Raw genomic sequence first — 25,122 nt, 5'->3', positions numbered from 1 at the left:
TTCATGTAAAAATCACCAACTGTTAGATATAGTATTTTACACATTAGTTCTTCTATGCACGTCGAATTGTATTTTTTTATCTTATTTTAGGCATTTATTACTTCTTTTTTTACATCTGGTAAGCCTTTTAATAAATTTTCAGCAATCGTTAACCACTTCGATGTCTCTATGCCATTTGTTTTCATAACAATTTTCAATTGTGATCCTTCCATTCCTAAACCAATCATACGTCCAAAACTATTTCCGAGCATGAATAATTTTCCACCATCAATATTTTGACTTGCTTGTTCAGAAAACAGGAATGTTACTTCAAATTTATTCTGCTTAATTAATTCAATTTGTTCTTTCATTGCCAACACTTTAATATTTGCAATTTGTAATAAATAACCAACTTCTTGTGGATAATCGCCAAATCTATCGATCATTTCTTCCTGCAATTCTTCAATATCCTCAATTGCAGAAACACCTCTAAATTGTTTATACATCATAATTTTTTGCTTACTATCTGAAATATAAGCATCTGGTAAGTATGCATCTACCTCTAAGTCAATTTCAACATTAACTATATTTTCAGCCCCATCTGTTCCTCTACGCTGTTCAATTGCATCTTTTAACATTTGAGAATATAGATCAAATCCGACAGAATCAATAAATCCATGCTGTTCTGCCCCTAACAAATTACCTGCTCCACGAATAGATAAATCTCTCATCGCAATTTTGAAACCAGATCCAAGTTCCGTGAACTCTTTAATTGCTTGTAGACGCTTCTCTGCAACCTCTGACAGCACTTTATCACGTTTATACGCAAAGTATGCATATGCAACACGATTAGAACGTCCAACACGCCCACGAAGCTGATACAACTGTGATAATCCCATACGATCTGCATCAAATACAATTAACGTATTTACATTCGGAATATCTACACCCGTCTCAATAATTGTTGTACTTACAAGAACATCATGCTGTCCTTCTAAAAATGATAGCATAACAGACTCTAATTCGCTTTCGTTCATTTTCCCATGTGCGTACGTTACGCGGGCATCTGGAACTAACATCGAAATTTCATCTGCTTTTCTTTCAATATCCTCTACACGGTTATATAAGAAGTAAACTTGACCACCTCTTGCAAGCTCTCGCTCTATCGCCTCTCGCATTAACGCTGGATTATACTCGACTACATACGTTTGGACTGGGAAACGATTTTCTGGTGGTGTCTCAATAACAGATAAGTCGCGCACACCAAGCATAGACATATGAAGCGTCCGCGGAATCGGAGTTGCCGTTAATGTTAATACGTCAACATTCGCCTTCAATTGTTTAATTTTTTCTTTATGTGTCACACCAAATCTTTGTTCTTCATCAATAATAAGAAGCCCTAAATCTTTATAAGTAACATCTTTAGATAAAATACGATGTGTTCCGATTACAATATCTACTGTTCCATCCTTTAAGCCCTTAATTGTTTCATTTTGTTGTTTCCTCGTACGGAATCTACTTAATAAGCCTATATTGATTGGATAATCTTGAAAACGCTCTCGAATTGTTTCATAGTGTTGCTGCGCAAGAATCGTTGTCGGTACTAAAATTGCAACTTGTTTTTCATCCATAATCGCTTTAAATGCCGCACGAATAGCCACTTCAGTCTTCCCATACCCTACATCACCACAAAGGAGCCTATCCATCGGGCGTCCGCGTTCCATATCTTTTTTAATCTCGTCAATAGAACGTAACTGATCCTCTGTCTCTTGGTATGGGAAAGATGATTCGAACTCTTGTTGTTCTGCCGTATCTGGCGTATATGCATAGCCTTTTGAAGCTTCGCGCTCAGCATATAGTTTAATTAGGTCATCCGCAATGTCTTGTACAGATTTTTCAACTTTCGTTTTAACCTTTTTCCAATCATTCCCACCTAATTTGTAAACTTTCGGATCCTTACCTTCAGATCCTACATATTTTTGAACTTGATCAATTTGTTCAATTGGAACGTATAGCTTATCATTACCTTGATATTTAATATTTAAATAATCTTTATGAACACCATTAATCTCTAATGTCTCAATACCTAAAAATTTACCTATACCATGATTTACATGAACTACATAATCTCCAACTTTTAATTCCGAATAACTTTTAATACGTTCAGCATTCGATAGCTTTTGTTTACGTTGTGATTTTTTAACTTTCTTATGAAAAAGCTCCTTTTCAGTAATGACAACAAGCTTTTGCATCGGCATTTCAAATCCTGCATGTAAATCACCTACAGCAATTTGTAACCTTCCAGGCAATAAAATATCTGTACCTTCTACAATATCTGCCTCAATATCATAATCACTTAAAATATGTTGTAATTTTTTCACACGTTCATCATCTGTTCCGAGTACAACAGTCGTAAAATGCCCTTCATTCCATCTATCAATTTCTGTTTTTAACAAATTCATCTGTCCATGGAAATCTTGCATTGTTTTACATGTTACATTAACAATATTTTGCGGATGTGTGTGTGCGATATGACGCAAGAATAACGTTAAATATACAAAACTTCTTTTTTTATGATGAAGAAACCCCTCGAATGGGTGAGAGAAAGATAAATCTTGAATAATTGTTCCTTCACCAAGAAGTGATATATACCATTCCGCCTCTTCTGTTTCAAGATGTGATGCTGTTTCTTGAATACGGGAAATCTCATCTAAAATTACAACACCATCTTCTGGTAAATAATCTATCAGACTAGCAGGTTCTTTATAGAAAATAGATAAGTATTTAAACATCTGTTCTATACTTTGCCCGTTTTTCAACATCTCAATTTCATGACTTACCGTCTCAAGCACTTTAGTCTTTAGTTTATCATCAGAAAGTTTTTGCATCGTCTTAGTCAAGCCTTCTTCAAGATGCTGAATTCCTGATTTTAATTCTTCCTGTGAAAATAAAAACTCTGTTGCCGGACCAAACCTAACGTTTTCTTTTTTACCTTGAGAACGCTGTTCATCCACATCAAATAATCGAATAGAATCGACTTCTGTATCAAAGAATTCAATACGAAATGGTAGTTCTTCAGTTAAAGGATAAATATCTAATATTCCCCCACGCAAACTGAACTCCCCTGGAGCTTCTACCATCGACTTACGTTCATAGCCAATATGATGTAAAGTATGCAAGAGCGCATCTAAATCAATCTCTTGCCCTAGATTGATTTCAACTTGCTTTTGCTTCCACAATTCTTTTATTGGTAAAAATCTACGCAATCCTGCCACTGGCGCTACAATGATTCCATTCTCTCCCGCAGCCAAGCGATTTAACACTTCTATACGTTGCGCCTTCAATTCTGGACTTGCAACTCCAATTTCCGATGCTATCAGTTCATTCACTGGATATAACCACACATCTTTTTCACCAAGTAACGCCACTAAATCTTCATGTACTTTTTGTGCTTGGTATAAGTTATGTGTCACGATTAATTGTGATTTTTTTGTTTTTTTATATAAAGCCGCCATTAATAATGAACGAGAAGACGTTGCCATCCCTGATATAAGTTGTTCTTTTAACCCATCTTCTAACCCATTAATAACCGATTGTATCTCTTCATTTTTATAAAATTGCTCTAATAAACCTATCATTTTTAAAACTCCTCTCAACATAAAGAGCAAGTCATTCTATTTTATGCAAATATTTTGGAAAAGGAAAACAGAAAAATGCTTTGGACATGCCAAAGCGACAACATTTTATTGCAGAAATTTTTCATACTCATAATACTCAGGATAAGATGCGAGCGTTTCTTGACACGATTCACAAATCGTTTTTATATATATATTTCCATTCTCATGAAAATGAATCATTTCTACTACTTCTTGCTCCGTTAGTTGAAATAAAACGTCGCTATATACTTTTTCTGCGTTAATGGAGCCTACATTACCTCCGCAGTGTCTGCAATAATAATACCCTTCCATACTAGCCTCCTAAAAATTCAATTACTACTAGTATGGGTAAAACGAAAGAGAAATATTCCCAATCTCATTTTTAACTATTGAAAGTATTCATGATTTGAAGAAAAGGCTTATTTAGCCACTCTTCACATGCATCCGCTGCTTTTTCAATAGAATGGTTAACATCCGGAATCTCTTCAGATGTAAAGCGTCCTAATACATAATCGACTACCTTCATTCCATTTTTCGGGCGATCAATTCCCATACGGATACGTTGAAATTCTTGTGTTCCTAAGTGCGAAATCGTTGACTTTACACCATTATGTCCACCAGCACTACCTTTCATGCGAAGACGCAATTTACCTACAGGAATGTCTAAATCGTCGTACATAACAACGAAGTCCTCAACATCAATTTTATAATAATCCATAAGTGGACGAATACTTTCCCCAGATAAATTCATGTATGTTAGCGGCTTTAATAAGATTACCTTTTCTCCATTAACAAACCCTGCACCAAATACACCTTTAAATTTTTGTTCATTCAAAGAAATGTTCCAACGCTTCGCAAGTTCATCAATGGCCATAAATCCAATATTATGCCTTGTTAATTCATATTCTCTACCTGGGTTCCCAAGTCCTACTATCAATTTCATTCTTGTACCACTACTTTCTTTTTTCGATACGAAAAGACGTAACCAATTTTGGTTACGTCTCATTCTATCCAATTAATTGAATAATACACTCACAGATTCTTCTTCGTATACACGAATGATTGCTTCTCCGATTAATGGAGCAACTGAAAGTTCATGTACTTTGTCGATTTTCTTCTCTTCTGGTAATACGATAGAGTTCGTTACAACTAACTCTTTAATGTTTGAATTTTGAATACGCTCAATTGCTGGACCAGATAATACTGGGTGTGTACAGCAAGCATATACTTCAGAAGCACCGTTCTCAACAAGAGCGTTTGCTGCTAATGTAATTGTACCAGCTGTATCAATGATGTCATCAATTAAAATCGCTGTTTTGCCTTCAATATTACCGATAATGTTCATTACCTCTGAAACGTTCGGGCGAGGACGACGCTTATCAATAATAGCGATTGGCGCTTTTAGACGATCTGCCATTTTTCTCGCACGAGTTACACCACCATGATCAGGAGACACGATTACGATATCTTTAAGACCTTTTGTTTCAAAGTAATCAGAAAGAATCGGTACACCCATTAAGTGGTCGATTGGGATATCAAAGAACCCTTGAATTTGTGGAGCATGTAAATCTAGAGTGATTACACGAGTTGCACCTGCTGTTTCAAGCAAGTTTGCTACAAGTTTCGATGTAATTGGTTCACGAGAACGCGCTTTACGGTCTTGACGCGCATAACCATAGTAAGGAATAACAATATTAATTGTTTTCGCAGATGCACGTTTTAATGCATCGATCATAATAAGTAATTCCATGATATGTTCGTTTACTGGGAAGCTTGTAGATTGAATAATGAATACATCGCAACCACGGATACTTTCTTCAATGTTAATTTGAACTTCTCCATCACTAAAACGATCAACAGAACATTTTCCTAGTCCTACTCCAATATGCTTTGCAATCTGCTCAGCAAGTTCCTTATTAGAGTTTAAAGAGAATACTTTCAAATTAGAATTTAGATATTGAGTCGACATCTAGATTAACCCTCCACATTATTATGATTTTTTCTTATTCAGCAATTGATCAACATAGTCTTCTTTGTTAACTTGACGTGCACGTGCTACCGATAATGCTTTTGATGGAACATTCTCTGTAATTGTAGAGCCTGCCGCCACATAAGCACCATCTTCAACTGTTACTGGAGCAACAAGGTTTGAATTACATCCAATAAATACCCCATTACCAATCACAGTTTTGAATTTATTCTTACCGTCATAGTTCACCGTAATTGAACCACAACCAAGATTCACGTCTTCTCCAACTTGTGCATCCCCGATATAACTCAAGTGTGAAGCTTTACTTCTATTACCAAAGACAGTTTTTTTGATTTCCACGAAGTTTCCAACGCGTACTTCGTCTCCAATAACTGAATCTGGGCGAATATGTGCAAATGGACCAACCGATACTTCTGTACCAAGCTTACTATCATGTACAGTAGATTGTCGAATTGTCGTACGATCTCCAATTTCACTATCGCGAATTACTGTATGCGGTCCAATTTCACAATCAGAACCAATTACAGTGTTCCCCTCAATAATTGTTCCTGGATGAAGAACTGTATCGCTACCGATAATTGCATCAGCAGAAATATAAGTGTTACTTGGATCAATAATTGTAACACCATTTACCATGTTCTTTCGGTTGATACGGTTTTTCATAATAATTTCCGCTTGCGATAGAGCGACTCTGTCGTTAACACCTAACGTTTCATCGAACTGCTCTGTTTGATAAGCTGATACGATATGACCTTCATTTTTTAAAATCTCAATAACATCTGGAAGGTAATATTCACCTTGCACGTTATCATTTGAAACTTTAGAAAGTGAAGCAAATAAAGCCTTATTATCAAAACAATACGTACCTGTATTGATTTCTTTAATAGCTAATTCTTTCTCATTTGCATCTTTATGCTCAACAATCTTTTCAACATGACCATTCTCATTACGAACAATACGGCCATATCCAGCAGGCTCTTCTATGTATGCTGTTAGCACCGTCGCCATTGCTCCTGCTTCTTTATGTTGCTGAAGTAATGCTTCCATTGTTTCAGCAGTTATTAGAGGCGTATCACCACAAATAACTAAAGTTGTTCCTTCTTCATTTGCAAGTACACTTGCAGCTTGATCTACAGCATGTGCTGTACCAAGTTGTTCTGCTTGTAATGCAAATTCACTTACGTTCCCTAGCTGTTCTTGTACCATTTCAGCACCATGTCCAACAACCGTTACAAGTTTCTGCAATCCTAATTGAGATACTTGATCGACTACGTGTTGTACCATAGGTTTTCCACATACAGGATGCAGCACTTTGTATAGCTTAGACTTCATACGTGTGCCTTTACCTGCAGCTAGAATCACTGCAAATCTGTTTGACATATAGACCCTCCATCGCAACCTATTTATCCATTAAAGATATTATCCTAAATCATCATATATTTCAAGAAACACATTTTAACTATTAAATTTTACCATAATTCTTATAAGATGTTTTACTCTTTAGTATCTTTTTTAAGAAATAAGCTATACTATTTAAAATGATTTTGAAAAAATTAGTAGTTTCTTCTTTTTATGTTAATAAATTATGAAGTTTCCAAATATAAAACAAAAAAACAAACCCCTGTAAATGCTTACAGGAGTTTGCTACAAAATTATAAGGCTTTTTGTCAAAAGCCCTTTTCATTCGAATTTTACGAAGCACCTGCTTCTTCAAACTCAACCTCTTCTAACTCGCCTAAACGATGATACTCTGTTAAAACCGCATCTTGAATTTTAGAGCGTGTACCAGAATTAATTGGATGTGCAATGTCACGGAACTCTCCATCTGGAGTACGTTTACTTGGCATTGCTACAAATAATCCATTATTACCATCAATTACACGAATATCATGAACAACAAATTCATGGTCTAGAGTAATAGAGGCAATTGCTCTCATGCGGCCTTCTGTGTTTACGCGGCGTAATCTTACGTCAGTCACTTCCATCTTGTGTTCACCACCCTTTTCTAAATAAGCGATATATTTGTATAAATTCCACAAATTTTCTATTTTCCCTTTAATTTTTTAAAAATTTTTAAGATAAAAATTTTTAAAGTAGTTGAATATAGAGATTAGTGGAGGTTATCGCTTACAAAAGGTTACTTAACTAGGGCGATTACTTCAATTTCAACGGAAACATCTTTCGGTAATTTTGCTACTTGCACACAAGATCGAGCTGGTTTATGAGTAGAGAAATAAGAGCTATACACTTCATTCACAGCATTAAAATCATCCATGTCCTTTAAAAATACTGTTGTTTTTACGACTGTATCAAATGAAGCACCTGCTTCCTCTAATACCGCTTGTAAATTTTGAAATACTTGTTCTGTTTGTACTGTTACATCTCCTGTTACAAGCTCCCCATTTGCCATCAATGGAATTTGTCCTGAGCTATAGAACATGTTATTTACAATAATCCCCTGTGAATAAGGTCCAATTGCTTGTGGTGCCTTGCTTGTTTGAACAACTTTCATACTTTTCACCCTTTTATTATTTATTTTACTCTTTAAAAATAGTGTACGAAAGGCAGTTTGTCCATCTATTTTATAATCTATAAATAAAATAAAAAAGATAGAGCTATCTGCTCTATCTTTTATTCCGCCTCTACAAGCCCTTCATCAAATGGTGCAAGAGAATAATTCCCTTTTTCCACTTGAATCGTTTTTTCTTTCACATCAACTTCCGATAGACGAATTAATGATACAAAATTATTAATTAGTCGTTCTTCAATATCTGTAGATTCTACTAATACACCGATACCAACAACATTAGCCTTGAATTCTTCTAGCATACTCATCATACCTTGAATTGTTCCGCCAGCTTTCATGAAGTCATCAATAATTAAAACATTCGACCCTTCTGGAAGACTGCGTTTTGCTAACGTCATTGTTTGAATTCGTTTAGAAGAACCCGACACATAGTTAATACTAACAGTCGGACCTTCTGTTACCTTATTATCTTTCCTTGCAATTACAACTGGTACATCTAAGTAATTTGCCACTGCATAAGCAAGTGGAATCCCCTTCGTTGCCACCGTCATAACTGCATCAATTGGTTGCCTAGCAAAAACAGAAGCAAACAAACGACCTGCGCCATTAATATGGCGAGGATTACTCAATAAATCTGTCATGTATAAGTAACCGCCAGGCAAAATACGATCTGGGTTTTCAAATAAGCCACAAAGCTCATCAATAATTAGATCTGCCTCTTCTTCACTTATATACGGTATATATTTCACTCCTCCTGCTGCTCCTGGTATCGTTTGCAATGTGCCGACCCCTTGTTGTTCAAACGTTTGCTTAATAATAACTAAATCTTCACTAATGGAAGACTTAGCCGATTGATACCTTTCAGCAAAAAAAGTGAGAGATACTAGCTGACGAGGGTTTTGTAGCAAGTAATAAGTCATATCGACTAATCTTGTACTTCTTCTAATTTTCATACTCTCACCTCAAATCACGAATATTCTAAACAAATCATAACGTATTATACGTCTTTATTCAAGCGTTTCTCGCTCTCCTAATAAACGTACCGCATAGACTTGTTCACAAAATCCTTTTAATCCGTTATAAATGCGATGCATTCGTGAATCATGGTGTACAAGTCCAAATACAGTTGGACCACTTCCACTCATTAATACAGCATCCGCTCCAAATCGCTTCATCTGTGATTTAATACGGGCAACTTCAGGATGCATTCCAAATGTTACATCTTCTAAAACGTTACCAACAGTATCACAAATTCCTTTATAATCACCAGAATTTATGACATCAACCATTTTATCTACATTTGGATGTGTAACTCGATTTAACTTTAAATTTCCATACACATCAGCAGTAGATACACCTATATGTGGTTTCGCTAAAATAACCCAACAAGAAGGCGGAGTCTTTATATGTTCAATTTTCTCTCCTCTTCCAGTGGCAATTGCTGTGCCTCCGTATACACAGAACGATACATCTGATCCAATTTCTGCACCAAGCTCTGCTAACTCATCAATTGTAAGCCCTAAATTCCATAATTTATTAAGACCACGTAATGTCGCTGCTGCATCACTACTTCCACCTGCTAATCCAGCTGCTACTGGAATCGTTTTTTCAATAGTAATAGATACACCTTTTTTTACATTAAACTTCTCTTTTAATAATTTCGCTGCCTGATAAGCTAAATTTCGTTGGTCGTCTGGGACATACCGATTATGGGATAAAATTTCAATACGGTCTTCTGCTAATTCCGTTAGTTCTAGACGATCTGCTAAATCAATGGTTGTCATAATCATTTTCACTTCATGATATCCGTCTTGTCTTTTTCCCAGTACATCTAACGACAGATTAATCTTTGCTGGTGCTTTCACTAGTAGCTTCAATCTATTCACCCACTCTATGTACTCAATCTTTTATCGTTTATTTTACCATAAATTTATAGTAAGACGATGACACTTCCCTAATTATAACGAAAAGCATTCAGAATGAAACTACTTATGTAAAATGATGGCACCTTTTAGAGTACAAAAAGCCGAGGAATGTCTCCTCGGCTACCGTAGCATAGAAAGTATCTTACAACTACTGGTTTCGTTTCATTAATTGCTGTTCTGCAATTTCTATAGCACGTTTCACCATGTTACCAGCATCTTTCGCACGAATTCCGCCCCATCCTTCTTTCTGAACAACATCATAAAAGCCAAGCTCTTTTGCTAGCTCTTCTTTAAATTGGTTTGACATGACACCTCTTCGTCTACTCAATGCAGAGTCCCTCCTTATTTTGCTACGGTATAGTTAGTATGCAAAATAATATAGCTTTTCATTTATGGGAATATATGTAATGATATATGGATTATAAAATGACCTCATTATGAGGGTCTCCATAAAATGTTAACTCTACTGTCTCTGTTAAAACATCTGCATAACTATAAGATACACGTTGCAACGCATCTTCTTGTTGATCCAATTGTACAACAAAAACGGAACGGTATGTTTCTGCTAGTACACCTGATTGCTCCACAGTTTTTCTTCTTCCACTATTTGCTTTTAACATAAGTCGCTGTCCAAGATGGTGATCTAATTCGCTTTTAATTTCATCTAAACGTTTTGACATATACTTCGCTACACCTCGCTGTAATTTAGATTGAACACTTAAAGCACGATAATATCTATCCTAATTATTAACCGCGATTCACAGCTAATATCATCCTGCGTTTGAATAGATAGAAGAAATACTATATTGTAAAAGTATCATTACGTAGTCTTTACGTTCTTACCTCTTTTTATCCAAATTCATTTAAATCCTTCCATACAAAAAAGCAAGATACATATGTACCCTGCTTACTCTTCGTAATGTTGAAAAGGTAATCCCGTTCGTAAAATCCCTCTCGTTTCAATTCCACCTAGTCCCTTTTCACCAGTAATTGTATTACGTACGACATCCCATACATTGACTCTCTCCATAAATGAAGTAAAACTAATTTTACCAACTACATATACAGGATCTAGTGCATGAATATTAATTCTAGATGGTGAACTAGCGAAATTGGCCCCTGCACGAATTAGTGCCTCAAAATGTGATTGACATGCCCCAGCAAAAATAACAAGTTGATCCAATGATGGATATTTTTTTCGCACTTCACGAACAGCCTGTACAAAATGCCTTGAATGCCTATATGCCGCTAAATCTCCCTTCACTCCTTTTGATTTTGTATATGCATCATGCCCTGTAATAACGAGAATGTCTGGGCGAAAGTGATCTATTAAGTCTACTACTTTTTCATGCATCTCCGTTTCTTTACAATGAATACCTTGAACAGGAACGCCAATTTTATTATATAAATCTAAGCACTTGCGCAAATATAAAGGGTCTCCATCTATATGCAATACACGTCCCGGCATTTGAAAATAATTTACCTCACTTGTGTATCCACCAGTTGAAGTATGTTCATGCCTTTGTTTCATCAGTACATAATCTTGTTGAAACAAACGATACGTGCGCTCCATTGTTTCTTTCTCACGCTTCACCCTTTTTTTATGTTCTCTTTGATCTATACTAATTAAATCTTCAAGTGGCGCATCCGCCACCAGTCTAATTTCCTCTCCAAACAATATAGCTACCTCGCCTTTTATTTCTATAATACGAAAAAGAATATCCCTCTTATGAGAATATCGTTCCACTAATTCTCCAACATGTAAAACCATTCTCCTACCTCCAAACTCATTAGGCCATCTTACCTGTTTTTAAAGTATGAATTTAGAGAGAGAAAGGTGACAAAAGGGACAGTTCAACTTGAACTGTCCCTTTCATATTCTTATGATAATTTATGAAGAACTAATGCATTACTTAATGTTGCAAACTCTTCAATAGATAGCGTTTCGCCTCTTCGCTTTGGATCAATTCCTACTTCTGTTAAAATTCGATCCAATAACTCCTTATCTTTCGGGAAACCATTTAAATTATTTGATAAATTATTCATTAAAGTTTTACGGCGCTGTGCGAAACTTGCTCGTACTACTTCAAAGAAAAACGTTTCATCTGTCACCTCTACAACCGGTTTAGGACGCTTTAGAAGGCGGATAATTGCAGAATCAACGTTTGGCTGTGGTACAAACACTGTACGCGGTACAGTCATAACTGTTTCAACCTCTGTATAGTACTGAATGGCAATCGATAAAGAACCATACTCTTTCGTTCCAGGTTTAGCAGCTAAACGATCTCCAACTTCTTTTTGCATCATAACAACAAATCCACGAACTGGTAACTTTTCTTCAAGCAATTTAAATAAAATTGGCGTTGTAATATAGTACGGTAAGTTAGCTACTACCATTACATCTTGCCCTTCTTCAAATTGCTCATTAAATACTTCATGTACATCTGCTTTTAGTACGTCTTTATTAATAACTGTAACATTACCATATGGCGCTAACGTCTCATCTAAAATTGGTAATAGTCTTTGATCAATTTCAAAAGCCACTACTTTTTTAGCACGCTTCGCTAATTGCTCTGTTAATGCACCAATACCTGGTCCAATTTCAATTGCACCACTTTCTGAACCAATTTCTGCATGATCGACAATACGATTTAATACATTTGTATCAATTAAAAAGTTTTGTCCTAAACTTTTTTTGAATGAAAATCCATACTTTTCAACAATGTCTTTTGTACGATTTGGCGTTGCGATATCCTTCATTTTTTTTCCTCCTGTATTACTTGCTTATAAGCTTCTGCAAATGATTCCTTTGAAACTTGAAACATCTGTAATCGTTTATGTAACTGTTTTGCATTTGTATAACCAATCTTTAATAGCTTACCCATTCTTTCTCTGCGGCTCTTTGCCATTTCTCCGCCCACTAAGCCTGCATCGACTAAATCACTCCAACTAATTTCACTTGTGTAAGCTTCCATTTCTTCATGTATATTCTCTAGAGCACGGCGAATCGACTCATTAGAAGCATGTTCAATCCCAACACCCTTTTTCCTTTTAGCAAGCGCTTCTTCCTTCGGTAAAAAAGCATGCTTACAGCCAGGAACCTTGTCAGAAATAATTTTTCGAATACGCTCTCCAGGATAATCCGGATCTGTGAAAATAATAACGCCCCTTTTTTGCTGCGCTAATTTAACTTGCTCAATAACATGATCACCGATTGCTGAACCGTTCGTTTCAATTGTATCCGCATCAACAGCACGCTTAATCGCAACTGTATCATCTTTACCTTCTACAACGATAATCTCTTTTATTTTCATGCTTGCCTCCACACTCATTTCGTCTCTACTTAGTAAAACAAAAAAATGACGACTTTTCCATTATTATTTTCCCCATTCTTATATTTTAAAAAATAGAATAGAAAAATCTTTGTTCTCTGTCCTTATTGTAACACTTCATCATTCACATTTATTTTCTTGATTACTTCTACTAGTTTTTCTCAAAATAAAAAAGAACAGGTTTCCCCCGTTCTTTTTATTCAACACCAAATAAAACTTTTGCATTTTTAGTTGTCATTTCTGCTACTTCCTCATAAGAAATTCCTTTTAAATTCGCAATTTCTTCTGCTACGAGTTTTACATAACTCGGTTCATTTCGTTTCCCGCGAAATGGATGCGGCGTTAAATAGGGACAATCCGTCTCTATTAACAATTTCTCTAATGGAATCTCCGTAGCAACTTCTTTCGGTTTCTTAGCGTTTTTAAATGTAACTGGTCCACCTAACGAAATTAAAAAGTTCATATCAACACATCGCTCTGCTACTTCTACGCTACCGCTAAAGCAATGCATAATGCCTCCTACTTCAGCTGCATTCTCTTCTTCTAGAATATCGACAATATCTTGAGTTGCATCGCGGTTATGTATAATAATCGGCAAATTTACTTTTTTCGCTAATGCAATTTGTTTACGAAATACTTCTTTCTGTATTTCTTTTGGAGACTTATCCCAGTGATAATCTAAGCCCATTTCTCCAAGTGCAACGACTTTAGGATGAGAAGCAAGTTCTTCTAACCAAGCTAAATGTTCTTCTGTCATGTCGATTGCATCAACTGGATGCCAGCCAACCGCAGCGTAAATAAAATCATAGGCTTCAGCTAATTCCATCGCCTTTTTTATCGTTACTTCATCAAAACCAACAACAACTGTATAAGTAACTCCCGCTTCTTTCATTCGGGCAATAACCTCTTGCAAATCTTCTTCGAATTGCTCTGCATTCAAATGTGAATGTGTATCAAACAACATAATACATAACTCCTTTTATATTGAAATCAAGTTTATTCTACAAAAATAAGTTCTTTAATAACTTAACGATAACAATACTACAATCTTAATGCAAAAATAGAGAGTGTAAAAAGAAAAAAGACGCTTCACACATGTTACACGTGAAACATCTCTTTTCTTGTCTTAATTACTTGATTTTTGTACCATTTGGTAGATTTTGGTCAATTGATGCTAATGACAATACGCCATTCTCTTCACCCGCTAAAATCATACCTTGCGATAATTCACCGCGTAATTTTACAGGTTTTAAGTTTGTTACACAAATAACCTTTTTACCTTTTAAGTCTTCCGGCGAATAGAATTTTGCAATTCCAGAAACAACTTGACGCTTTTCTGTGCCTAAGTCTAGTTGAATTTTTAACAACTTGTCTGCTTTTTTCACAGGTTCAGCAGATAGTACTTCAGCTACGCGTAATTCTACTTTAAAGAAATCATCAATTGTAATTTCTTCTGCCTTCGGTTCTTCTTCTTTTTTCTCTTCTACTTTAGGAGCAGAGCTTTTCATTTGTTCTTTAATGTACTCTACTTCCACTTCCATTTCTAAACGAGGGAAAATTGGGTTTCCTTTTTCTACTTTTGTTCCAGCTGGAATGCAGCCAATTGTAGATAGACTTTCCCAAGATTTATGAGCTTCATCAGTAAGGCCAAGCTGAGCAAACATCTTGCTTGGTGCTACTGTTAAGAATGGCATAAGCATAATACCTGTTTGACGAAGTACTTCTGCTAAATGAGCCATTACAGAAGCTAACTTTTCACGATCATTCTCATCTTTTGCTAATACCCATGGTTGTGTTTCATCAATATATTTATTCGTACGACTAACTAGTTGCCAAATAGATCCTAACGCTACAGAGAATTCCATATTCTCCATTGCTTCTTCTACTTTTTTCAAAGTATCTTGTGCAAACGCTACTAACGTTTCATCAAATTCCGTCACATTTTCTTTAAATGCAGGGATTTCTCCGTTAAAATACTTATCAATCATAGCTACTGTACGATTTAATAAATTACCTAAGTCATTTGCTAAGTCGAAATTAATACGCTCCACAAATCCTTCTGGTGTGAATACACCATCAGATCCAAATGGAACTTCACGAAGTAGGTAATAACGTAATGCATCTAATCCGTAACGATCGATTAATGTAACTGGATCTACTACGTTTCCTTTTGACTTACTCATCTTTCCATCCTTCATTAAAATCCAGCCATGAGCAAAGACTTTCTTCGGAAGAGGTAAATCTAATGCCATTAAAATTATCGGCCAATAAATTGTATGGAAACGAACAATTTCTTTCCCAACTAAATGCACATCTGCAGGCCAGAATTTTTTATATTTCTCTTCATTTGCTGTTCCATAACCTAACGCCGTAATATAATTAGATAATGCGTCAACCCATACGTAAATAACATGTTTTGGGTTACCAGGAACACGAACTCCCCAGTCAAATGAAGTACGAGAAACCGCTAAATCTTCTAATCCTGGTTTAATAAAATTATTAATCATTTCATTTTTACGAGACTCCGGCTGAATGAAATGTGGATTATCTTCATAGAACTTTAATAGTCTGTCGACATATTTACCCATTCTAAAGAAATAAGATTCTTCACGAACAAGTTCTACATCATGACCACTATCTGGGCTTTTTCCTCCAACTACTTTGTCGCCTTCCATAATTGGATCTACTAATTGATGCTCTGTATAGAACGTCTCATCTTGTACAGAATACCAACCTTCATATTCATCAAGATAAATGTCACCTTGATCTACTAATTGCTTAAAGATTTTTTCGACAACATCTTTATGACGATCTTCAGTTGTACGAATAAAATCATCATAAGAAATATCCATCTTCTCCCAAAGCTCTTTAATTCCTGCAACAATGTTATCAACATATGCCTGTGGCGTAATATTTAACTCTTCTGCTTTCTTTTGGATCTTCTGTCCATGCTCATCAGTTCCTGTTAAATAATGCACATTATAACCTTGCATACGCTTATATCGTGCCATCGCATCTCCTGCTACTGTCGTATAAGCATGTCCAATGTGTAATTTTCCACTTGGATAATAAATTGGGGTAGTAATATAAAAGGACTTATTTTCCTCTGTCATTGTTTTGGACCTCCCGAATAACCTCATATGTATTTATAAACAGTATATCAAAAACTCATATATAAAGTGAAACTTTAATCAGTAGGGTTTTTGTTCCTCCCCACTAATTATTAGCCCACATTAATTGGGCTTTTACGAGCAGCCCAAATCTAACTTATCTTCTTTACGCCAACCTAATTTTAAATTTAGGTCTTAATGCTCGATATCTTTATCATCTATTGCTCATATTTCACAAAAATATACAATCTCCACTTTTAATTTATTATTTTTTCAGAAAATAATGTAAATAATTGTGGAATTTCCTCTCAATCTATTATATATAAGAAATAAGAAATCTATAAATCTTTTTAAAAAATATAGAATTTAAGAATTGACGGAAATGTAAATGATTGGTATCATATGTCCATAGGGTATTTTGTCGAAAAATGACGAATCTAAAAATAGACTCGAAACTTATAAACTATTTATTTAGGAGGAAAAAAATTATGAAATCTACTGGTATTGTTCGTAAAGTTGATGAATTAGGTCGTGTAGTAATTCCAATCGAATTACGCCGTACTTTAGGTATTGCAGAAAAGGACGCTCTTGAAATCTATGTTGATGACGAAAAAATCATCTTAAAGAAATATAAACCAAACATGACTTGCCAAGTAACTGGTGAAGTATCTGACGGTAACCTTTCTTTAGCTGAAGGTAAAATCATCTTAAGCAAAGAAGGCGCTGAGCAAATCTTAAACGAACTTCAAGATTATATCGAAACAGCAAAATAAGCTTCTCAATTATGAGAAGCTTATTTTTTATCGACATGATAGATTTGATATACATCTCTTTTCGACAAATCTCGATCTTTAGCGACTGTTTTAATCGCTTCTTTTGAATTCATACTTTTTTCATTTATATAATATTCAATATGATCATATACCGAAAGAGATTCCCACCATTGTTCTTCTGGAGCAGGTTCTTCTGTTGAACCAGCTACTAAAATACAAAACTCACCACGCACTTCATTTTGCTTCGTCCACTCAATTGCTTCTTCGATTGTCCCTCGAATAAATTCCTCAAATTTTTTAGTTAACTCTCGACATAATACAATCTCTCTATTTCCCAACACTTCCTGCATCGAAATTAAAGTATCGTCTAAACGATGAGGCGCTTCATAAAACATCATTGTAGTTTGTACATAACGAAGCTTTTCTAACTCCATCTTTCGTTCCTTTTTGTTTCTCTGCAAGAAACCATAGAAATAAAACTGCTTTGTTTCAAGACCGGATGCAATTAATGCTGTAAGGGCTGCATTTGCTCCAGGAAGCGGAATTACATGATATTGCTCAGCTACTGCCTCAACGACAATATCGTAACCTGGATCAGAAATACACGGCATACCAGCGTCGCTAACAAGTGCTACATTCTTTCCATCCTCTAATTTCTCTAATAGTTTCTTCCCACTTACTTCTTTATTGTGCTCATGATAACTCGTAACAGGTGTTTCAATTTCAAAATAATTACAAAGTTTTTTCGTTTGTCTCGTATCTTCAGCAGCAATTAAATCAACTTCTTTTAAAATTCGGATTGCACGAAATGTCATATCTTCTAGATTTCCAATAGGAGTTGGTACTAAATATAAAACTCCCTTTTCATTTTGTTGAAAGCTTTTTTGTTGCCACATAGCGTTCTCCTTTTTGCATATATGCCTCTTTTTGTTTTCTCGTTAATTGCTTAAAGTAATACTCCGCTTGCATAGCTGTACGCTTATCATCGTGGGTCTCTACATATTTTAAAACAACAGGAAGCCTGACGCGTGTATACTTAGCCCCTTTGCCGCTATTATGAGTCTGAATTCTCTTTTCTATATGGTTTGTATATCCAGCATAATAACTTCCATCAGAGCACTCTACCACATAAAAAAAGTGCTTATTCTTCTCCATATAAAATCGAACGTAGCTCCTTTGTATATTCGTTATTGTTCTCATATACAACGAGAGGCGGTAAAATTTTCAAATCTGCATTTCCATCCTTAATTCCTTCAATTAACAATGTATTTGCTTCTTTTCCAACCTTAGGATAAACAAATTGCACACGCTTTGGTTCAATTTTATATTTACGCATTAATGTGACAATGTCTAGTAATCGCCCTGGACGATGTACAAACGCTACTTTCCCACCTTGTTTTACTAACTGACTACTTACAGATACAACATCTTCTAATGTACACATAATTTCATGACGAGCTATCGCTAAATGTTCATTCATATTTTTCTCTGAAGTTTGAGGTGTTTGAAAATATGGTGGATTACATGTAACAACATCATATTGATGACGCCCAAGTTTCTCTGGCATATCTTTCAAATCTCCATGTATGAGGTGAATTCTTTCCTCCAACCCATTGTATTGAACACTTCTTACTCCCATATCATATAAGCGTTCTTGAATTTCCACCCCAGTAATATTTCCTTTTGTTCTTGTACTTAATAGAAGGGGAACAACCGCGTTACCTGTACACAAATCAAGTAAATTCCCCTTTTGAATTGGTACCCATGCAAAATCTGCAAGTAAAACGGCATCTAAAGAAAAATTAAATACTGATGGGCTTTGTATAATCTTCATGTCTTGTGCTAATAAGTAATCTAAACGTTCATCTTCATATAAATTCATATACTGCTCCTTTTCTTACCCTTAACCTACCCTATTTCATGTATAAAAAATTACCTTTCCAATTATAATTGGAAAGGTAATTTCACTTTTTATTTAAGAATGACAGACAGAATAAACAATCTCCCTCTTTACGTACACTTCCATAATGTAGATTGCAAATATGAAAACCTTCTTGATACAGTCTCGCTAAATTGTCATAGCCTTCACCAATATCCGTTTTCGGCTTCACTTCTTTACGTTTTTGAGTTTTTTGTTTTTCTTTATTCTGCACTTCTTCAAAACGGTGTCGCAAATTGTTATTTTCCATTTTTATATGCTGGTTTTCTTCCAACAACTCTGCAAGATGCTGTTTTAACTCTCCCAACTGTTTATATAAATGTCCAATTTGCTCTTCCATACTAGAAACCGATTCAAAAATATCTTTTTTCTCCACAAGCACCCACCTCATTAATCTGTGGTTTGACTCGAAACGACCCCTTTATTCACTAACTCATCTAACGTATATTCTACTATCCGTTCCTTGTCTACTAGTTCCACTTGAATTAATCTTTCTAAAATATTTAATCCGATAACACGGCCAGTACCATGCGGGGTTTGTATACGTTGATCTAAATCAGGAAGTTGTTCCTTTGCTGCCTCATATTCATCATTCTCATATTTTAAGCAACACATTAAGCGACCACATAAACCAGAGATTTTTGCAGGATTTAATGATAAATTTTGATCCTTTGCCATTTTAATGGATACAGGTTCAAAATCCCCTAAAAAAGTAGAACAACAAAGCATACGACCACATGGACCAATACCACCTAGCATCTTCGCTTCATCACGAACACCAATTTGTCTTAGTTCAATTCTTGTTCTAAAAATTGCGGCTAAGTCCTTCACTAGTTCGCGGAAATCGATCCGACCATCCGCAGTAAAATAGAAAATAATCTTATTACGATCGAATGTATACTCTACATCTACAAGTTTCATATCAAGATTATGCTCTACTACCTTTTGTTGACAGACTTGATATGCTTCTTTGGCAGCATGTTTGTTCTCTTCAACAATGGTACGATCATTTTCATTTGCAATACGAATAACCTTTTTTAGCGGTAATACAACGTCGTTTTCATCAACTTGTTTTTTGGTAATAACTACTTTTCCGTATTCAATACCTCTTACCGTTTCTACAATGACAAACTCATTTTCAGAGATATCGAACTGGTTTGGATCAAAGTAATATACCTTTCCGGCCTTCTTAAAGCGAACACCTACTACATCATACAAAACGGTCATCCCTCCTGCAACCGCAACACTAACTGTTCGAACACAAGCTGCGCATTTACATTAGCGTTGATTCTATTTTTTGCCTCTAATATATTAAAGAGAGCTGATACAATGCGCTTCTGAGCATAGGAAAACGATTCAAACATCTCTTTCTGATCATGAAAAACAAGACGATCTTCTTCTCCAAGTTGAACATATAATAAATCCTTATAAATAAGGAGTAACATATCTAAACCTTGCTGTAATTGTTCTTTCTCTCCAAAGTGTTTTCCCCATTTTTCTTGTACAAAAAAAATAGAGGTTTTATCTTTTTCGAGCGCTTCACATAATTTTATCACTAAAGCTCGTGCTTGTGCAAACCATTCATCACTACATAAAGCTAAAGCTTCATCAAAACTATTTGTAAGTTGAGCAGCAAGTGTCGATAAAGATGCTGTAATCCCTTCATCCTGTAATCTTCTAATTAAAGATTCCGTAGGTAACGGTCTAAACGTAACAACTTGGCAACGAGATAAAATCGTATTTAAAATTTGATGACTTTGTTCAGTAAGTAAAATAGCAGTTGTATCACTACTTGGTTCTTCTAAAAATTTCAAAAGTGTATTTGCCGCATTTGCTGTCATACGATCTGCGTGCTCAATAATATATAATTTTTTATTTGCCTCTAATCCTGTTTTTGAAAACTCTTCTTGTAAATCATGAATTTGCTGCTTTTTAATAGATAATCCGTCTGGTTTTACAATATGTAAGTTAGGGTGGTTACCTGAATCAATTCGCTTACAGTTTGTACATACATGGCAGGGCTCTACCCCATTCCGCTCAGAACAGAGAAAACTCTTTGCCATTTGAATTGCTGTCGCAAACTTTCCTGTCCCTTTACCTCCCTCTAACAAGTAAGCGTGGGATATACGCTCTTTTGCAATGCTATTCATCAACATTTTTACACCGATGGGTTGTATAGCAGAAAGCTGCTCCCACGTCTTCGTCATAATGCATACCTCACTTATTTCATTCTTTCCTTCTATTATAACAATTTATCTTCTATAATCTGAACAACTTCTTCTATAAGTTTTTCCATCGGCTGATCAGCATTTACCAATACAATACGATCCGAGAAACGTTCTACAACTTGTAAATACCCTTCGCGCACACGTTTATGGAAAGAGATATCTTCCATATCTAGTCGATTTACTTCACGTCCTGCATCTTTTTCAATCCGAGCCAAACCAACCTCAGGCTCAATGTCTAGATAAATTGTTAAACTAGGCATACAGTCCTCTGTTGCGAAACGATTTATTTCAAATACCTTATCCATACCCAATCCTCTTGCATAGCCTTGGTATGCTAAAGAGCTATCTATAAAACGATCACATAACACGAGGTAGTTCTCATTAAGTGCTGGCATAACTTTTTCTACTAAATGTTGTCTGCGCGCAGCAGCATAAAGAAGCGCTTCTGTACGTGCTTCCATCATCGTATATTCTTGTTTATGTAAAATCGTCCTAATGTCCTCAGAAATTGCAATACCGCCTGGTTCCCTTGTCGCCATTACCTTTTGTGCTTTTTTTTCAAAATATGGTAATAAGCTTTTAATTAACGTTGTTTTACCTGAACCTTCTGGACCCTCAATTGTTACAAATAATCCCTTCATCCTAAAACCTACTTTCTATATCATACACTTTCATATATTTCGTATTACCTTGAAAACGAGCTCCCGCTCTCTCTAAATACATAATTTGCTCTTTATGCTCTGAAGTAATTCTCTCTCCATACATAATCAATGGAATTCCAGGTGGATACGGAATCACCATTTCCGCCGCTATCATTCCAACAGCCTCTTCTATAGATACTATCTTTGTTTCATATCCGTCTAGTTGTTTATACGTATACGGTAAAAGAGAGAATTCACCTTTATAAGTATAACGAATAGATTCCCTCTTGTCTTTCACCTCATAATGTTGCAATGCTACTCGGATCATCTCTATAACCTTCATATATCCCTCATTTACTTGTAAGGGTAAAATAAATAGGACATTGTACGGATCAGCCATCTCTGTATATATACCGACCTTTTCAAATACAGACTGTAATTCGTACCCTGATAACTGACAACGAGTTTGTACGGTGACCTTTAACTCATCTTGCAACGGATATTCTAAAATGGCGATTTGGGGAATAGAACGTAATTGTTCCTTAAATCTTCGTAAAAACTCAACAATTTCACTGTGACCTTCTTCTTTTATACGCGCCATTGTAAAGCGTGCTATATCCAAGGAAGCCATAATTGGATACGATGGACTACTAGATTGTAGCATACTTAAATAAGTAGTAACCTTCTCTTCGTCTACTAAGTGACTATTTATATGTAAATAGGAACCCATTGTCATTGCGGGTAATGTTTTATGTGCAGAATGAACTACAATATCTGCACCATATGTTAATGCTGACTTTGGGAATGGTTCTCCCAAGCACAGATGTGCCCCATGTGCCTCATCTACCAAAACAGGGATTTTATGTGCATGTGCAAAAGCGATGCTTGCCTCTAGATCCATACCCATACCATAATAATTAGGATGCGTTAAAATGAGTGCTTTCGCATTTGGATACTTTTCAATTGCTTTCTTAATAATTTCGTTACGAACTCCCACCGGTACGTTATAAGCTTCATCAATCCATGGATCTAAAAAAATGGGATTTGCTCCCGCAAGTTTTAAAGCATTAATAATTGATTTATGGCAATTTCTTTGTACAAGAACAATATCATGTTCCCCACAACAAGACAAAATCATTGCTAAGTTCCCGACTGTTGAACCATTAATTAAAAAATAGCTCCTCTTTGTATTATAAACTTCAGCCAATAATTGTTGTGCCTCATCTATACATTCAAACGGACTATGCAAATCATCTAGTCCTGCTAACTCAGTTACATCAATAGATAGAATATCTTTAAACTCTCTTATTGCCTCCTGAGGGAAGTTTAAACCATTCTTATGACCTGGAACATGAAAGGATAACGGCCCTCTTTCTTTAAACTCTATTAACGCCTCATATAAAGGCATACGATTTTGATTCATCTACATCTCTTCCTTATTATTCATTCTCTATCTATTATACAGAACAAAAAAAATAATAGGCATATGCCTATTTAAAAATATGATACTTCTAATTTTCGAAGCTGCTTTAAATAATGTATATATTTCGGATCATCTGTCTCTGTATTCACCATATCCTTTTCACATTCATAGCATATTAAATTATTATAAACATATATACCTTCTTTTCTTTTTGTCTCACAAACAATACAAACTTCACTTTGTAATTTCATAGCCTTCCCTCCCTATTTTAGTGAACCTATTTTATACTTCTAATCCTTAACAATTTACAGAAAAATATACACCCATCTCTTATATAATATGATTAACTCTTGGGCAACGTGTTTGTATCACCCTTACTTCTTTCCCGTTCTTTTTAACAATACAAAAAAACACAAGTCAAATGACTTGTGTTTTTAGTTGCTTGGCGACGTCCTACTCTCACAGGGACAAGGTCCCAACTACCATCGGCGCTAGAGAGCTTAACTTCCGTGTTCGGTATGGGAACGGGTGTGACCTCTCTGCCATCATCACCAAACTATGAAGGCATATTCCTTCAAAACTAGATAACATTTGCTACATATTATATGGTTAAGTCCTCGATCTATTAGTATTCGTCAGCTCCACATGTCACCATGCTTCCACCTCGAACCTATCAACCTGATCATCTTTCAGGGATCTTACTAGCTTACGCTATGGGAAATCTCATCTTGAGGGGGGCTTCATGCTTAGATGCTTTCAGCACTTATCCCTTCCGCACATAGCTACCCAGCTATGCCCTTGGCAGAACAACTGGTACACCAGCGGTGCGTCCATCCCGGTCCTCTCGTACTAAGGACAGCTCCTCTCAAATTTCCTACGCCCACGACGGATAGGGACCGAACTGTCTCACGACGTTCTGAACCCAGCTCGCGTACCGCTTTAATGGGCGAACAGCCCAACCCTTGGGACCGACTACAGCCCCAGGATGCGATGAGCCGACATCGAGGTGCCAAACCTCCCCGTCGATGTGGACTCTTGGGGGAGATAAGCCTGTTATCCCCGGGGTAGCTTTTATCCGTTGAGCGATGGCCCTTCCATGCGGAACCACCGGATCACTAAGCCCGACTTTCGTCCCTGCTCGACTTGTAGGTCTCGCAGTCAAGCTCCCTTATGCCTTTGCACTCTACGAATGATTTCCAACCATTCTGAGGGAACCTTTGGGCGCCTCCGTTACACTTTAGGAGGCGACCGCCCCAGTCAAACTGCCCACCTGACACTGTCTCCCGGGTCGATAAGACCCGTAGGTTAGAATTTCAATACAGTCAGGGCGGTATCCCACCAGCGCCTCCACCGAAGCTAGCGCTCCGGTTTCAATGGCTCCCGCCTATCCTGTACAAACTGTACCAAAATTCAATATCAGGCTACAGTAAAGCTCCACGGGGTCTTTCCGTCCTGTCGCGGGTAACCTGCATCTTCACAGGTACTATAATTTCACCGAGTCTCTGGTTGAGACAGTGCCCAAATCGTTACACCTTTCGTGCGGGTCGGAACTTACCCGACAAGGAATTTCGCTACCTTAGGACCGTTATAGTTACGGCC

At 36.2% G+C, this 25,122-nt stretch carries 26 protein-coding genes and 2 rRNA genes (1 of these 28 running past the window's edge); 1 reads left to right on the top strand and 27 read right to left on the bottom strand.

What is annotated here, in order from left to right:
* Positions 1 to 86 precede the first annotated feature (86 nt).
* The 16 genes from mfd to metG all read right to left on the bottom strand — a co-directional run bounded on the left by mfd (position 87) and on the right by metG (position 16,522).
* The gene (gene mfd / locus BHV55_RS00300) at positions 87 to 3,617 is read right to left on the bottom strand and encodes a transcription-repair coupling factor (protein WP_048568262.1); all 3,531 of its coding nucleotides are present in this window, start codon (positions 3,615 to 3,617) and stop codon (positions 87 to 89) included.
* A 105-nt stretch (positions 3,618 to 3,722) separates the two neighbouring features.
* On the bottom strand, positions 3,723 to 3,947 hold the full coding sequence (locus tag BHV55_RS00295) for an anti-sigma-F factor Fin family protein (RefSeq protein ID WP_000399438.1): 225 nt from the start codon (positions 3,945 to 3,947) through the stop codon (positions 3,723 to 3,725).
* 70 nt (positions 3,948 to 4,017) lie between these two features.
* Positions 4,018 to 4,578, bottom strand: coding sequence for an aminoacyl-tRNA hydrolase (pth, locus tag BHV55_RS00290; RefSeq protein WP_000767702.1), 561 nt, complete (start codon positions 4,576 to 4,578; stop codon positions 4,018 to 4,020).
* Between the two features lie 72 nt (positions 4,579 to 4,650).
* Positions 4,651 to 5,604: a ribose-phosphate diphosphokinase gene (locus tag BHV55_RS00285; RefSeq protein WP_000107420.1), complete on the bottom strand. Its 954-nt coding sequence runs from the start codon at positions 5,602 to 5,604 to the stop codon at positions 4,651 to 4,653.
* Positions 5,605 to 5,625: 21 nt separating this feature from the next.
* Positions 5,626 to 7,005, bottom strand: coding sequence for a bifunctional UDP-N-acetylglucosamine diphosphorylase/glucosamine-1-phosphate N-acetyltransferase GlmU (glmU, locus tag BHV55_RS00280; RefSeq protein WP_000071039.1), 1,380 nt, complete (start codon positions 7,003 to 7,005; stop codon positions 5,626 to 5,628).
* A 311-nt stretch (positions 7,006 to 7,316) separates the two neighbouring features.
* The gene (gene spoVG / locus BHV55_RS00275; protein ID WP_000454041.1) at positions 7,317 to 7,610 is read right to left on the bottom strand and encodes a septation regulator SpoVG; all 294 of its coding nucleotides are present in this window, start codon (positions 7,608 to 7,610) and stop codon (positions 7,317 to 7,319) included.
* A 152-nt stretch (positions 7,611 to 7,762) separates the two neighbouring features.
* On the bottom strand, positions 7,763 to 8,137 hold the full coding sequence (locus BHV55_RS00270; RefSeq protein ID WP_000869811.1) for a RidA family protein: 375 nt from the start codon (positions 8,135 to 8,137) through the stop codon (positions 7,763 to 7,765).
* Between the two features lie 119 nt (positions 8,138 to 8,256).
* Positions 8,257 to 9,105 (bottom strand): pur operon repressor, encoded by an 849-nt coding sequence (gene purR, locus BHV55_RS00265; protein ID WP_000702466.1) that lies wholly within the window; start codon positions 9,103 to 9,105, stop codon positions 8,257 to 8,259.
* 54 nt (positions 9,106 to 9,159) lie between these two features.
* The gene (gene ispE / locus BHV55_RS00260) at positions 9,160 to 10,029 is read right to left on the bottom strand and encodes a 4-(cytidine 5'-diphospho)-2-C-methyl-D-erythritol kinase (protein ID WP_000772104.1); all 870 of its coding nucleotides are present in this window, start codon (positions 10,027 to 10,029) and stop codon (positions 9,160 to 9,162) included.
* Positions 10,030 to 10,225: 196 nt separating this feature from the next.
* Positions 10,226 to 10,405: an acid-soluble spore protein SspF gene (gene sspF / locus BHV55_RS00255; protein ID WP_002094215.1), complete on the bottom strand. Its 180-nt coding sequence runs from the start codon at positions 10,403 to 10,405 to the stop codon at positions 10,226 to 10,228.
* A 91-nt stretch (positions 10,406 to 10,496) separates the two neighbouring features.
* Positions 10,497 to 10,757, bottom strand: a complete 261-nt coding sequence (veg, locus tag BHV55_RS00250; protein WP_000044347.1) for a biofilm formation stimulator Veg — start codon at positions 10,755 to 10,757, stop codon at positions 10,497 to 10,499.
* Positions 10,758 to 10,984: 227 nt separating this feature from the next.
* Positions 10,985 to 11,848, bottom strand: coding sequence for a sporulation peptidase YabG (gene yabG / locus BHV55_RS00245; RefSeq protein WP_070757063.1), 864 nt, complete (start codon positions 11,846 to 11,848; stop codon positions 10,985 to 10,987).
* Between the two features lie 110 nt (positions 11,849 to 11,958).
* On the bottom strand, positions 11,959 to 12,837 hold the full coding sequence (rsmA, locus tag BHV55_RS00240) for a 16S rRNA (adenine(1518)-N(6)/adenine(1519)-N(6))-dimethyltransferase RsmA (RefSeq protein WP_000651548.1): 879 nt from the start codon (positions 12,835 to 12,837) through the stop codon (positions 11,959 to 11,961).
* Positions 12,834 to 13,391: a ribonuclease M5 gene (gene rnmV, locus BHV55_RS00235; protein ID WP_000692835.1), complete on the bottom strand. Its 558-nt coding sequence runs from the start codon at positions 13,389 to 13,391 to the stop codon at positions 12,834 to 12,836. The genes rsmA and rnmV overlap by 4 nt, the downstream gene beginning before the upstream one ends.
* A 214-nt stretch (positions 13,392 to 13,605) precedes the next feature.
* Positions 13,606 to 14,373: a TatD family hydrolase gene (locus BHV55_RS00230; RefSeq protein ID WP_000895843.1), complete on the bottom strand. Its 768-nt coding sequence runs from the start codon at positions 14,371 to 14,373 to the stop codon at positions 13,606 to 13,608.
* 166 nt (positions 14,374 to 14,539) lie between these two features.
* Complete coding sequence (metG, locus tag BHV55_RS00225) at positions 14,540 to 16,522, bottom strand: methionine--tRNA ligase (protein ID WP_000134135.1); 1,983 nt, start codon at positions 16,520 to 16,522, stop codon at positions 14,540 to 14,542.
* A gap of 485 nt (positions 16,523 to 17,007) precedes the next feature.
* Between metG and BHV55_RS00220 the strand changes: the two genes are divergently transcribed.
* Positions 17,008 to 17,292 (top strand): transition state genes transcriptional regulator AbrB, encoded by a 285-nt coding sequence (locus tag BHV55_RS00220; RefSeq protein WP_000843036.1) that lies wholly within the window; start codon positions 17,008 to 17,010, stop codon positions 17,290 to 17,292.
* 20 nt (positions 17,293 to 17,312) lie between these two features.
* On the opposite strand, the gene rsmI is transcribed toward BHV55_RS00220, so the two are convergent.
* The 11 genes from rsmI to BHV55_RS00165 form a co-directional block, all read right to left on the bottom strand.
* Entirely contained in the window at positions 17,313 to 18,188 is an 876-nt protein-coding gene (gene rsmI, locus BHV55_RS00215; protein ID WP_000267821.1) for a 16S rRNA (cytidine(1402)-2'-O)-methyltransferase, read from the bottom strand.
* A complete protein-coding gene (locus BHV55_RS00210) occupies positions 18,157 to 18,447 on the bottom strand; it encodes a GIY-YIG nuclease family protein (RefSeq protein ID WP_000414350.1) in 291 nt (96 codons plus the stop codon). The genes rsmI and BHV55_RS00210 overlap by 32 nt, the downstream gene beginning before the upstream one ends.
* Entirely contained in the window at positions 18,434 to 19,174 is a 741-nt protein-coding gene (locus tag BHV55_RS00205) for a tRNA1(Val) (adenine(37)-N6)-methyltransferase (protein ID WP_001055367.1), read from the bottom strand. The genes BHV55_RS00210 and BHV55_RS00205 overlap by 14 nt, the downstream gene beginning before the upstream one ends.
* Before the next feature lie 82 nt (positions 19,175 to 19,256).
* Entirely contained in the window at positions 19,257 to 19,607 is a 351-nt protein-coding gene (gene yabA, locus BHV55_RS00200) for a DNA replication initiation control protein YabA (RefSeq protein ID WP_000412063.1), read from the bottom strand.
* A gap of 14 nt (positions 19,608 to 19,621) precedes the next feature.
* The gene (locus BHV55_RS00195) at positions 19,622 to 20,449 is read right to left on the bottom strand and encodes a PSP1 domain-containing protein (protein ID WP_000272429.1); all 828 of its coding nucleotides are present in this window, start codon (positions 20,447 to 20,449) and stop codon (positions 19,622 to 19,624) included.
* A gap of 5 nt (positions 20,450 to 20,454) precedes the next feature.
* Positions 20,455 to 21,438 (bottom strand): DNA polymerase III subunit delta', encoded by a 984-nt coding sequence (gene holB, locus BHV55_RS00190; RefSeq protein WP_000169563.1) that lies wholly within the window; start codon positions 21,436 to 21,438, stop codon positions 20,455 to 20,457.
* 35 nt (positions 21,439 to 21,473) lie between these two features.
* A complete protein-coding gene (gene tmk / locus BHV55_RS00185) occupies positions 21,474 to 22,100 on the bottom strand; it encodes a dTMP kinase (protein ID WP_000677214.1) in 627 nt (208 codons plus the stop codon).
* 1 nt (position 22,101) lies between these two features.
* Positions 22,102 to 23,523, bottom strand: a complete 1,422-nt coding sequence (locus tag BHV55_RS00180) for an aminotransferase class I/II-fold pyridoxal phosphate-dependent enzyme (protein ID WP_001075296.1) — start codon at positions 23,521 to 23,523, stop codon at positions 22,102 to 22,104.
* 71 nt (positions 23,524 to 23,594) lie between these two features.
* Positions 23,595 to 23,774: a sigma factor G inhibitor Gin gene (locus BHV55_RS00175; RefSeq protein WP_000776279.1), complete on the bottom strand. Its 180-nt coding sequence runs from the start codon at positions 23,772 to 23,774 to the stop codon at positions 23,595 to 23,597.
* Positions 23,775 to 23,963: 189 nt separating this feature from the next.
* Positions 23,964 to 24,079, bottom strand: a 5S ribosomal RNA gene (rrf, locus tag BHV55_RS00170).
* A gap of 49 nt (positions 24,080 to 24,128) precedes the next feature.
* A 23S ribosomal RNA gene (locus BHV55_RS00165) occupies positions 24,129 to 25,122 on the bottom strand; it runs 1,928 nt beyond the window's last position.

Source organism: Bacillus sp. RZ2MS9, assembly GCF_001816185.2.
Taxonomy (GTDB): Bacteria; Bacillota; Bacilli; order Bacillales; family Bacillaceae_G; genus Bacillus_A; species Bacillus_A cereus.
This window is presented reverse-complemented; position numbering and strand designations above follow the sequence as displayed.